The sequence below is a fragment of the Ruegeria sp. C8 genome (genome assembly GCF_056537565.1).
The window spans coordinates 53281-64543 of the sequence record NZ_JBQFRV010000004.1; the positions used below are offsets into that span (position 1 = coordinate 53281).

At 59.4% G+C, this 11263-nt stretch carries 10 protein-coding genes; 5 read left to right on the plus strand and 5 right to left on the minus strand.

Going from position 1 to position 11263, the window contains the following annotated elements; all coding sequences use genetic code 11:
- Positions 1–10: 10 nt before the first annotated feature.
- Together ACR0KL_RS07175 and ACR0KL_RS07180 are read right to left on the minus strand one after the other, a co-directional pair.
- A complete protein-coding gene (locus ACR0KL_RS07175) occupies positions 11–1291 on the minus strand; it encodes an MFS transporter (RefSeq protein ID WP_480776826.1) in 1281 nt (426 codons plus the stop codon).
- 155 nt (positions 1292–1446) lie between these two features.
- Complete coding sequence (locus tag ACR0KL_RS07180) at positions 1447–2187, minus strand: YebC/PmpR family DNA-binding transcriptional regulator (protein ID WP_170352472.1); 741 nt, start codon at positions 2185–2187, stop codon at positions 1447–1449.
- A 110-nt stretch (positions 2188–2297) separates the two neighbouring features.
- On the opposite strand from ACR0KL_RS07180, the gene ACR0KL_RS07185 reads away from it, so the two are divergent.
- From ACR0KL_RS07185 to ACR0KL_RS07200, 4 genes are all read left to right on the plus strand, one after another.
- Entirely contained in the window at positions 2298–4070 is a 1773-nt protein-coding gene (locus ACR0KL_RS07185) for an SLC13 family permease (protein ID WP_170677185.1), read from the plus strand.
- A gap of 16 nt (positions 4071–4086) precedes the next feature.
- Entirely contained in the window at positions 4087–4821 is a 735-nt protein-coding gene (locus ACR0KL_RS07190; protein WP_170677183.1) for a glutamine amidotransferase, read from the plus strand.
- 73 nt (positions 4822–4894) lie between these two features.
- Positions 4895–5752, plus strand: a complete 858-nt coding sequence (locus tag ACR0KL_RS07195; RefSeq protein WP_170677181.1) for a bile acid:sodium symporter family protein — start codon at positions 4895–4897, stop codon at positions 5750–5752.
- Between the two features lie 11 nt (positions 5753–5763).
- Entirely contained in the window at positions 5764–7425 is a 1662-nt protein-coding gene (locus ACR0KL_RS07200; protein ID WP_170677179.1) for an FAD-binding dehydrogenase, read from the plus strand.
- A 4-nt stretch (positions 7426–7429) separates the two neighbouring features.
- On the opposite strand, the gene ACR0KL_RS07205 is transcribed toward ACR0KL_RS07200, so the two are convergent.
- The 3 genes from ACR0KL_RS07205 to ACR0KL_RS07215 form a co-directional block, all read right to left on the minus strand.
- Positions 7430–8164: a YbaY family lipoprotein gene (locus tag ACR0KL_RS07205; RefSeq protein WP_170677177.1), complete on the minus strand. Its 735-nt coding sequence runs from the start codon at positions 8162–8164 to the stop codon at positions 7430–7432.
- Positions 8165–8261: 97 nt separating this feature from the next.
- Positions 8262–10040 (minus strand): SLC13 family permease, encoded by a 1779-nt coding sequence (locus ACR0KL_RS07210; protein WP_480776827.1) that lies wholly within the window; start codon positions 10038–10040, stop codon positions 8262–8264.
- Between the two features lie 77 nt (positions 10041–10117).
- Positions 10118–10930, minus strand: coding sequence for a TIGR00282 family metallophosphoesterase (locus ACR0KL_RS07215; protein WP_170471827.1), 813 nt, complete (start codon positions 10928–10930; stop codon positions 10118–10120).
- A gap of 89 nt (positions 10931–11019) precedes the next feature.
- On the opposite strand from ACR0KL_RS07215, the gene ACR0KL_RS07220 reads away from it, so the two are divergent.
- Positions 11020–11253, plus strand: a complete 234-nt coding sequence (locus tag ACR0KL_RS07220; RefSeq protein WP_480776828.1) for a putative hemolysin — start codon at positions 11020–11022, stop codon at positions 11251–11253.
- Positions 11254–11263 lie beyond the last annotated feature (10 nt).

Here is an 11263-nt window from a genome sequence, read left to right on the forward strand (position 1 = left end):
TCTGGTGACTTCAGCCGCCCTGCGAATCAGGTGTCGCTGGCTTGGGCAAGACGACCATGTAACAGGCAGCGGTTGCGACCAGACTGCACAGAACAATGAACGCAACCGCCAGCGAAACCTCATGCATATGCGCGACCGCTGCCAAAGCGGCTGACATGGCAACAGCGGTCAGGCGTGCGATGCTTTTGATCGCGGCAGAGGCCTGAACCCGCTGCTCTTTCGGGGCGACGTCAAGAAAGTAGAGCTTGCGCGCGCTGCTGATCCCCGTGACGGCAACCGTTGCGATGAACAGGGCAATCGCATGCAGGTGAACTTCGTGGTCGATGCCCAGATAGTGAAACGCCAAAAGGACGATCCCCGTGATCGCCACCATCAAAGTCCCTGCGACCATAACGGTACGATGGGATTTCATGTTCAACAGCTGCCAAAGCGGGGCCGAGACAAGATAGCCAGACGCCGAAGACACAATCATAGCGGTCAGCCCCTTGGCCGAGCTATGATGCGCCTCGGCCGCAATCAGGGCGAAAAACGGCACCGACAAGGACACCACGACAAGCGGCATGCGCATGACCAGGTAGCGGCGAAACCAGGCATGGTCGAACATGCTGAAAATGGACTTGATATTGGCCTTCAGAGACAGGCCCAAGTGTTTGGCTTCATTGGATTCTGAACTGTTGGCCTTGCGGATCTCAAACATCGCAAGGATCGACAGGGCAGACAGTAAAAAGAACGTGGCGGAGACAGCGATGACGGCTGAGTGGCGCGAAAACGGCGGATTGTCCTTGGTCAACTCATGCAACAAAAGTGCCAACCCTATGGCGCCCAGTCCACCGGCCCCCAATTGCAAATACTGCATCATCATTCGGGATTTCGAATGCACATGATCGCCCAGTAGATCGGTTAACATGAGGTTCTGCACCTCATCGATAAGCCCGATCAGGAAAAAGACTGCAATGAAGGCAATGGCAATCAACGGCACGACGCCTGTGGCGGCCACTCCCATGGCGACCAAAAGGCAGGTTCCGATTGCAATTTCGGTCATCGCGATCCCGCGTTTCTTCTCGGGCCGCGCGGCAATCGAACGCGCCAGAAAGAAATCCGCGATCATGCTGCCGACCATGCGAACTGAGACCAACGCCCCAGCGATGAACATCGGCAACTCGAATGAGACCGCCAGAAACGGTAAAACCACCGACGGACTGCCTAAGGTCCACGCGACCTGAGACAGAATGCTCTGCCCGGCGAGAACCGGGACGTTGCGTTTTGCCAGATCTGACGGGTCACGCGCCATAAATCACTCTGGCATCAAAGCCAGCCCTTTTGTTTTCTCGCCCACATTTCAAAGAGTATTCGCTTGAGCCGGATCAGCCAAGCAACACTTCGGAAGCAAAAAACAAAAGCCCGACCAAACGGGCCGGGCTTTCAGGTACCAGTTTTTGAGTGCGATCAGAGCTGCGCCATGACCTCATCAGTCGCTTCGAAATTGGTTGTCACGCGCTGAACGTCATCGTCATCTTCCAGCGCATCGACCAGCTTCATCAGCTTTTGCATGTCTTCCAGACCCAGCTCAGTGGTCGTGGTTGGTTTCCAGACCAGCTTGGTGGATTCGGACTCGCCAAGTGCCTCTTCCAGCGCATTCGACACGTCGTTCAGATCGGTATCGGCGCACCAGATGATATGACCATCTTCCGAGCTTTCGACATCCTCGGCACCGGCCTCGATCGCAGCTTCAAAGATGGTATCCGCGTCGCCTGCATCCGCCTGATAAACCACCTCACCCTTGCGGTCGAACATGAACCCGACCGAGCCGGTCTCGCCGAGATTTCCACCGTTCTTGGAAAAGGTCGAACGCACGGTCGAGGCCGTCCGGTTGCGGTTATCCGTCATGGTCTCGACGATCACGGCAACACCGTTGGGGCCGTAACCTTCGTACCGGATTTCTTCGTATTCGTCGCCTTCGCCTGCAACCGATTTCTTGATCGCGCGGTCGATCACGTCCTTGGGGACCGAGTTTGACTTGGCCTCTTTCACCGCCAGACGCAGGCGCGGGTTCTTGTCGGGATCGGGGTCGCCCATCTTGGCGGCCACGGTGATCTCTTTCGACAGTTTGGAAAACAGTTTGGACCGCGCGGCGTCCTGACGTCCCTTGCGGTGCTGGATATTGGCCCATTTGGAGTGGCCTGCCATGGTGCGTCCTCGTCATCATGTTAGCGTATTCGGCGCTCATATAGACGTTTGCAGGGCAAAGGATCAAGAGAGCGGCTTGCGGGACGCCCATCTGAGGGTAAGGTGGCCGCATGACGACCGATCAAATCATTCTGTTTGCGCTTTTCATTACAGTCTTTGGAATGCTCCTTTGGGGCCGTTTCCGGTATGACCTTGTGGCCTTCACCGCCCTGATGATCGGGGTGACTCTGGGTGTTGTGCCAGTCGACAACGCCTTTGCTGGTTTCGGACATCCCGCAACGATCATCGTCGCCTTGGTGCTGGTGGTCTCGGCCGGGCTTGTCCGATCCGGGGCCGTGTTCCTGATCACGCGCACCCTCGTGGATGCCTCGCGCGGGCTTGGCGCCCATATCGCACTGATGGGTGGGATCGGCGCAGTTCTGTCAGCCTTCATGAACAACGTGGCCGCGCTGGCCCTTCTGATGCCGGTAGACATACAAACCGCGCGCAAAGCGGGGCGCGCGGTGGGACTGACGCTCATGCCGCTCAGCTTTGCGACGATCCTGGGTGGCATGGCGACCCTGATCGGGACACCGCCAAACATCATCATCGCCTCGATCCGGGCCGAGACCTTGGGCGAGCCGTTCAAGATGTTCGACTTCGCGCCCGTTGGCGGGATTGCGGCCATCGCCGGATTGGCTTTTGTATCCCTCATCGGCTGGCGGCTGATCCCGAACCGAGGCGCGCAGGAAGAAGCAACCGAAGCGCTGGCCGAATACATCGCCGAACTCACCCTACCCCCCGAGTCGCCTCATATCGGCAAGCGTGTTAGCGAGCTGTACGAGGATGCCGAAAAGTCCGACGTAGCGATCATCGGCCTGATCCGAGACGGCAAACGGCGCTATGGTCGGTCCGCCCACGCCACGCTGAAAGAAGGCGACGCGCTGGTGCTGGAGGCGCGACCCGAAGCGCTGGATGAGTTCCGCGCGGCGCTTAAGCTGGATTTCTCGGACACCCGTCGGCAAGAGATGCTGACCGCAGAAGGCGACGGGCTTGAGGTGATCGAAGTTGTCGCCACGGAAAGCGCGCGCATCACCGGTCGAACCGCGCAAGGGTTGGGTCTGGCGTGGCGGCAAAGTACGGTTCTGATGGGCATCTCGCGCCAGGGTCGCCGCATCACTGAACAGGTCCGCAAGACCGAGGTCGAGGCCGGCGACATCTTGCTTCTGCTCTGCCCCCGCGACAGGGGTGCCGACGTGACAGAATGGCTGGGCTGTCTGCCACTGGCGCAGCGGGGGCTGAACGTGACGGCGAACGAAAAGGCGTGGCTCGCCATCGGCCTCTTCGCCGCTGCGGTTCTGGCGGCCAGCATCGGGTTGATCTACCTGCCCATCGCGCTGGGTTTTGTTGTCGTGGCCTACGTTCTGACCAAAATCATGCCGATCAGTGACATCTATAATCACATCGAATGGCCTGTTGTGGTGCTGCTCGGCTCGATGATCCCTTTGGGCAGCGCGCTGGAGACCTCAGGCGGCACCGAATTGATCGCCAATGCCCTGATCCAGCTGACAAATGGCCTGCCCGCCTGGGCCATCCTCACCGTTCTGATGGTTGTGACGATGACGCTGTCGGACGTACTGAACAACACGGCCACGGCCATTGTCGCCGCCCCCGTGGGCATCCAGATGGCCCGCACGCTCGAGGTCTCTCCCGATCCGTTCCTGATGACGGTGGCCGTTGCCGCCTCGGCCGCGTTCCTCACGCCGATCGGGCACAAGAACAACACGCTGGTTCTGGGGCCTGGAGGCTATCGGTTCGGTGACTATTGGCGCATGGGTCTGCCGCTTGAGATCCTGATCATCGCTGTTTCGATCCCCGCGATCCTTGTCTTCTGGCCGCTTTGACAGGTAAAGCCCCACTATGAAACGCTTTCTGATCCTACAATTGCGCCCCGAAGCTGATGCATCGGATGCCGAATATGCCTCGATCCTCGACAAAACCGGCCTGACGCTCGAGCAAACCCACCGCATCCGGCTGGATTGCGAAGACCTGCCCAAAGGCTTGAATGTCACCGACTACGCGGGTGTCATCGTCGGCGGAGGTCCGGGTTGCGTCAGCGACGATCCAGCAACGAAATCCGAGTTGGACACAAAGATCGAAAACGCGGTCATGGGGCTGATGCCTCAAATCACGGCACAGGATCACCCCTTTATGGGCTGCTGCTATGGGTTAGGCGTTCTGGCCGCGCATTTGGGTGGCGACGTCAGCAAAACCCGTTTCGGCGAACCGGTCGGCCCCTCGGCATGCCATCTGACTGCGGACGGTACCGCTGATCCCTTGACTGCGGGCCTTGCGCCCATGTTCGACGCGTTTGTGGGCCACAAAGAGGCCGTCCAGACCCTGCCGGATGGATGCGTGCATCTCGTCGCCTCAGACCCCTGCCCGTTTCAGATGATCCGCTGGGGGCAGAACGTCTATGCGACTCAGTTCCATCCGGAAGCTGACGCCAAAGACTTTGAGCAGCGCATCAACATCTATAAGCACCACGGCTATTTCCCTCCTGAGGACGCCCAGCGCCTGATCGATATCTGCAACGCCGCCGACGTCACACAGCCGGGCGAAATCCTGCGCCGGTTTGTAGAACGTTATAGATGACCTAACGACGCGGTTGCCTGACGGTTTCCCCCTCGCTTAGTCTGCATTCAAACGACTTTGGGAGGAGTTGTTCTTGGATTTTCTAATCAATGTCGGCCTGCCTGTTTCGCTGGCCATCATCATGCTGTCTTTGGGCATCGGGCTTGAGATCGCCGATTTCCGACGTGTCCTCACCCGTAAATACCCGTTTGCAATCGGAGCGCTGTGTCAGGTCGTGCTGCTGCCAATCGCGGCGTTTGCAACCGTAAAACTCCTTGGCCTGCCGCCAGAGATTGCCGTCGGTTTCATGCTGCTCAGTTTTTGTCCGGGTGGTGTAACCAGCAACATCCTGACGAAATTTGCCAAGGGCGATGTGGCGCTTTCGGTCAGCCTTACCGCGGTGATCAGTATACTGTCGATCCTGACTGTGCCGATCCTAGCCGCCTGGACCATCGCGCATTTCATGGGCGAGGACGCGCCCGAAGTGTCGATCACTGGGCTGGCGGTTGCCATGTTCCTGATCACGACCCTGCCCGTCGCCATCGGCATCACGGTCCGCAGGTTTGCAACGGGGTTTGCAAACCGTATCGAGGGCGGGTTGTCCAAACTGGCTGGCGCTCTGTTCCTGCTGATCGTCATCGCCGCCGTGGCCGGAAACTGGCAGCTTTTTATTGAGAACCTTGGCATCATGGGCACCGGGTTGGTGTCTTTGAATATCGCCCTGCTTCTGATCGGTTTGGGCGTCTCACGCGCGGCGAACCTGTCCTGGGCCGAGTGTAAAAGCATCTCGATTGACACCGGCATCCAGAACTCGACCCTCGGGTTGACCTTGGCGGCATTGATCACGGGAACCGAGACCGGGTTCAGCACTCTGGCTTTGCCCTCGGCGGTTTATGGCGTCACTATGTATGTCGTTGTGTTCCCCTTCCTCCTTTGGTTTCGCAAACGCTGAAAGGATCTGACATGGCCAATAACACGGCAGATGCCATCGTTGTCGGAGGCGGATTGGCCGGGCTGGCGGCTGCGGCTGAGCTGGGCGACCGGGGCAAGACGGTGATCGTTGTGGATCAGGAACCCGAGAGCTTCCTGGGCGGACAAGCGTTCTGGAGCCTCGGCGGCCTGTTCATGGTCGACACGCCCGAGCAGCGCAGGATGGGCATCAAAGACAGCCACGACCTGGCCCTGCGGGATTGGATGGGCAGCGCGCAATTTGATCGCGACGACGATCTGTGGCCCCGGAAATGGGCCGAAGCCTATGTTGAATTCGCCGCAGGGGAAATGCGCCCTTGGCTGCACGATATGGGTCTGCGCTGGTTTCCGGTGGTTGGTTGGGCCGAGCGTGGAGGCTCCTACGCGGACGGGCATGGCAACTCGGTGCCGCGGTTTCACATCACTTGGGGCACCGGCCCCGGCGTGTTGGAGCATTTCATCCGCCGCGTGAAAGAACATGTCAGCGCCGGGCTGATCCAGCTGAAGTTTCGCCATCAGGTCAGCCACATCATCATGCAGAACAGCTGTGCCAAAGGTGTCTCGGGCGAAGTTCTGGCCGAGGATACAGCCCAGCGCGGCGCCAAAACCAACCGCGAAGAGCTGGGCGAGTTCGAATATTACGCTCCTTCGGTCATCGTCACCTCGGGCGGGATCGGCGGGAATTTTGAGATGGTTCGAAAGAACTGGCCCCGCGACCGTCTGGGCGAGCCTCCGCAAGACATGGTTGCAGGCGTCCCGTTTCACGTGGACGGACGTATGATCCCGATCAGCGAAAAGGCGGGCGGACATGTGATCAATGGAGACCGCATGTGGCACTACACCGAAGGCGTGCGAAACTGGGATCCGATCTGGCCCTCGCACGGTATTCGCATTTTGCCCGGTCCAAGCTCGATGTGGTTCGATGCCAAGGGTCATCGGCTGCAACCGCCCTGCCTGCCGGGGTTCGACACGCTGGGGACGCTACGCGAAATTCTGAAAACAGGACACGAGTATAGCTGGTTCGTTCTGACCCAGAAGATCATCAAAAAGGAATTCGCTCTGTCGGGGTCAGAACAGAACCCCGATTTCACCTCGGGCAGTTGGAAGGAGGTGATCCGCCAGCGCATTCTGTCGGGCAGCAAAGCCACAGCCCCTGTTGAGGCTTTCAAGGAAAAGGGCGAGGATTTCGTCGTCGCGAACACTCTGACCGAGTTGGTCAGTGGGATGAACCAGTTGGGCGGAGGTCTGATTGATGAGGCCCATCTGAGGGCGCAGATTGAGGCGCGGGATTCCCAAGTCGACAATCCGTTCTCGAAAGACGCTCAGATGATGGCGATTCTGGCGGCACGCAACTACCGCGGTGACAAGCTGATCCGGACGGCCAAACCGCACAAGTTCCTCGATCCCTCAAACGGCCCGTTGATTGCGGTCAAGCTGCACGTGTTGACCCGCAAGACGCTTGGCGGGCTGCAGACCAATCTGGACAGTCAGATGATCGGAGAGGACGGGCAAGTGGTGCCCGGCCTGTTTGCTGCCGGCGAGGTCGCCGGTTTCGGCGGTGGAGGCTATCATGGCTACAACGCGCTTGAAGGCACCTTCCTTGGCGGCTGCATCTTCTCAGGCCGCAACGCAGGGCGATCCCGCGCTGTGGCCTGACGCGTCACTGCTTGCGAACCAGTTTGATGACGGGTTCGCCCGCCTCATCCAAAAGGGCCAACGCGTTGCCCTGTATGGCGAAGGTGGTGACGCTCTGCATTGTTTTAAGGAAGGCGCGTTCGATCTCGTCCAAAGGTGGCGGGCAAGCCATGAGGGTGGCCGCCATATTGTCGGGAAACTCGATCCGGTTGCCTGATATCTCGGCCTGACCGGTGAACCGATTGCATCCGCCAGTGCCCGAGAACGCGCCGCCTTGGCCAAAGATCAGCTCCGGCCGTCTCTCCGTTTCGATGGGCTCACCGTTTAGCGATGCGGCGATCCAGTCCGAATTCTCCAGCATTGTCGCCCCCTGTGCCTGAACTTGCACGAGCATCAGATCGACGGAATTGCCCGCCTCATCTGAAATTACCGGATAGGCCGTGTCCGTGGTGAACAGTAGCTTTTGCCCCTGAGTAATCGTCGCCCTCACAGAATAGCGGTGCCCGTCCTTGATCAGAGAGTCGTCATAGCTCAGCTGAAACGAGGCCGGAACGGCTGACAGAGCGTAGCGCTGCGCCGCCAGCGTCACGGCTGGCGCATCGGCCAGCGAGACATCCTGAAGTTCAACAAACAGGGTCGCATCGGGCGGAACGGCGATCCTTTCGCGATAGCTGGCCGAGCCTTCGACTGTTCCGGCAAAGCCGGTGCTCGCCATCATCGCGCAGGCGATCGCGGCAATTGCGGTTCCTTTTGCAGGCATGATCCAATCCTCTTGTCGCAAACATATTCATAAAGCTTTGTGTATCGGCCAAGATTTGCAAGAGGCACCGCAAAATGACGGCGGGTCAGCGCCGATCCTACAGCGGCCAGTACAGCGGAATGAGAAGTGATGCCAGCAGCCCAACGGTCAGGTTCAGCGGAATGCCGACCTTCATGAAATCCGTGAACCGATAGCCGCCGGGACCATAGACCATCATGTTTGTCTGATACCCGATCGGCGTCGCGAAAGAGGCCGAAGCCGCGACCATGACGGCAACCACAAGGGGACGCGGGTCCATCCCAACGGCTTGCGCCAGACCGATCGCAATCGGCGTTACAACCACGGCGACCGCATTGTTTGAGACCAGCTCGGTCAGAACCGAGGTCAGCAGATACACCGCCCAGATGATCAGGAACGGTGGCAAAACACTCAGCGACGGTGCAATCGCTTCGACAATCAGGGACACGGCGCCCGACGCGTCCAAGGCGGCCCCGATGGCCAGCATGGCAAAGATCAGCGCCAGCAGGCGACCCTCGACAAACGAAAACGCCTCATCCGCGTCGATGCAGCGCGTCAGAAGGACTGCAGCGACGGATAGGATGGACAGCAGCAGGATCGGCGCAACGCCCAGCGCCGCAAGAACGACGATTCCGACCAGTGATCCAATCGCAATCGGCGCATGGCTTCGGCGGAAGGCCCGCGCCGAGGGTTGGGTGACATCGACCATGTCCATATCGGCGGCCAGCTTCTGAATGTCAGCCGGAGACCCTTCGAGCAGCAGAGTATCCCCCACCCGCACGACAAGTTCGTCCAACTGCAAACCGATATTCTGGTTCCGCCGATGCACGGCCAGCACATACACACCGTAACGCCGCCGCAGACGCATCGTACCCAGCGCCCGCCCCACCATACGACAGCCCGGAGTGATCAGAACCTCGACCGTTTTGGTCTCAACAGCCGAAAGTTGATCAACCCGTTTGAGCTCCTTGTTGCTCTGCAGGCTCAAAAGCTCGGTCATTTCCGTGCGCAGAACCACCCGGTCGCCGACATTCAGCGTCACCCCTTTGAGGTTGCGCCGCAACGAGTCGTCGCCGCGCAGCACGTCGATCAGGCGCACACCCGGGCGCTTGAACAGCTGTACGCCGGTGACCTCGCGCCCGATCAAGTTACTTTCTGGGGGAATGACGGCCTCGGTGAAGAATTTCATCTTGGACCGGTCGCTCAGCATTGAGGCCATGCTGTCCCGTTCCGGCAAGAGACGCGGAGCGATGAAGCGCAGGTAGACCATGCCATAGATCACCAGCACGATACCCAGCGGCGTGACTTCGAAGATCGTGAATGCCTGCATGCCCTGCGCCCTGGCCACACCGTCCACCAGTAGGTTGGTCGAGGTCCCGATCAGGGTCAGCGTACCGCCCAGAATGGCGGCATAGCTGAGCGGGATCAGCAGCTTCGACGCAGGCACGTTCAGCGTGCGGGCGATCTGAACAAAGACCGGAATCATCACAACGACCACCGGCGTATTCGACACCACGGCGGACGCCACCACCACAAACCCCATCAGCAAGGCAATCGCTATGCGCGGGTTCACCTGCGCCTGCTTTTGGGCCGTTGAGGTGAATGCATCCAGCGCTCCGGTCCGCACCAAGGCCCCCATGATGATGAACATCGCGGCAATCGTCCAAGGCGCGGGGTTCGACAGCACAGCCAGCGCGCTTTGATACGGCAGAATGCCCGTCACCAGCATCAAGGCGACGCCACCAATGGCCACGACCTCGGTCGGGTAGACCTCGCGCAGGAACATCACGAACATACCTGCGACCACCAAAAGCGCCAGTATCGCGCTACCCGTGTCTGTCAGTGAGAGGAATTGCATTCGTGGTTTTCAGTCCGAACCCTAGACCCAAGCGCCTGACTTCCAGTTTCCCGCATTGCGCGGATCAGGGCAAGCATTTACGGCCCGGCCTGCTCCAACCGACCGCCCACGCGCACCATGCGCACTGATTTTGCGCTGCCATCCTGATCATTGGTCTCGACGAACACTCCGCTGAGGGTAGCCTCGCCATTCGCCGGAGAGAAGCGCGCCTTGGGCATACCGGTGATGAAACGGCGCATCGGCTCGACCTTGTCCATACCGATGACTGAGTCATAGTCACCGCACATCCCCGCATCCGTCAGATAAGCGGTGCCGCCGGGCAGAATCTGCGAATCCGCCGTAGGAACGTGCGTATGCGTGCCCACAACAAGGCTCGCACGCTTGTCACAATAGTGGCCCATCGCCATTTTCTCGGATGTCGCCTCGCAATGCATATCCACGATGATGGCATTGGCCTGTCCGCCACGCGGGTGGGACTTCAGGATCGGCTCGATCGCCGAGAACGGATCATCAAAGGGTCGCTTCATGAAAACCTGGCCCAGAACCTGAACCACCAGAACCTTGCGCCCTCCGGGTGCGTTGAACAGGCGATGACCCCGCCCCGGCGCGCCTTTGGCAAAGTTCACCGGGCGCAAGATTCGCGACTCTTTCTCGATGTGTTGCAGCATGTCTTTCTGGTCGAAGGCATGATCGCCCAGCGTCACGCAATCCGCGCCCGCATCAAGCAGCAGTTTGGCATGATCCCCGGACAGCCCCATCCCGTTCGAGGCGTTTTCGCCATTGACCACAACAAAATCCAACCGCCATTCGTCGCGCAGACGCGGCAGATGCTGTTGGATGGCCGTGCGTCCCGCGCGGCCCATGACGTCACCCAGAAAAAGTATCCTCATCCCAACGGTCGTAAGTCTGGTCAACGCGAAGCACAAGTGGTTATGCTGCCGTAATAAACCGTCGAAGCCCTTTAGATCGGAGAAACTTGATGTCGCGTATCCTATTGTCTGCCCTTGGCCTCACTGCGCTAGCCGCTTGCGATCAAGCGGGAACGAGCAATTCCAGCACGCAGATTGCCAACCCTGCGGCCACATTCTGCGTGGAAAGCGGTGGCAAATATGAAATCCGCGACGGTGCCGACGGGCAAACAGGTGTTTGCATATTGGCCAGCGGCCGCGAGGTAGACGCTTGGGAGTACTTCCGCGAGAACCACTCGATCTAACGAGGCAGCC

What these genes read in the sequence shown, in the direction of transcription:
- ACR0KL_RS07175 (WP_480776826.1), bottom strand. Translation starts at nt 1,291, where the DNA reads ATGGCGCGTGACCCGTCAGATCTGGCAAAACGCAACGTCCCGGTTCTC.
- ACR0KL_RS07180 (WP_170352472.1), bottom strand. Translation starts at nt 2,187, where the DNA reads ATGGCAGGCCACTCCAAATGGGCCAATATCCAGCACCGCAAGGGACGT.
- ACR0KL_RS07185 (WP_170677185.1), top strand. Translation starts at nt 2,298, where the DNA reads ATGACGACCGATCAAATCATTCTGTTTGCGCTTTTCATTACAGTCTTT.
- ACR0KL_RS07190 (WP_170677183.1), top strand. Translation starts at nt 4,087, where the DNA reads ATGAAACGCTTTCTGATCCTACAATTGCGCCCCGAAGCTGATGCATCG.
- ACR0KL_RS07200 (WP_170677179.1), top strand. Translation starts at nt 5,764, where the DNA reads ATGGCCAATAACACGGCAGATGCCATCGTTGTCGGAGGCGGATTGGCC.
- ACR0KL_RS07205 (WP_170677177.1), bottom strand. Translation starts at nt 8,164, where the DNA reads ATGCCTGCAAAAGGAACCGCAATTGCCGCGATCGCCTGCGCGATGATG.
- ACR0KL_RS07210 (WP_480776827.1), bottom strand. Translation starts at nt 10,040, where the DNA reads ATGCAATTCCTCTCACTGACAGACACGGGTAGCGCGATACTGGCGCTT.
- ACR0KL_RS07215 (WP_170471827.1), bottom strand. Translation starts at nt 10,930, where the DNA reads ATGAGGATACTTTTTCTGGGTGACGTCATGGGCCGCGCGGGACGCACG.
- ACR0KL_RS07220 (WP_480776828.1), top strand. Translation starts at nt 11,020, where the DNA reads ATGTCGCGTATCCTATTGTCTGCCCTTGGCCTCACTGCGCTAGCCGCT.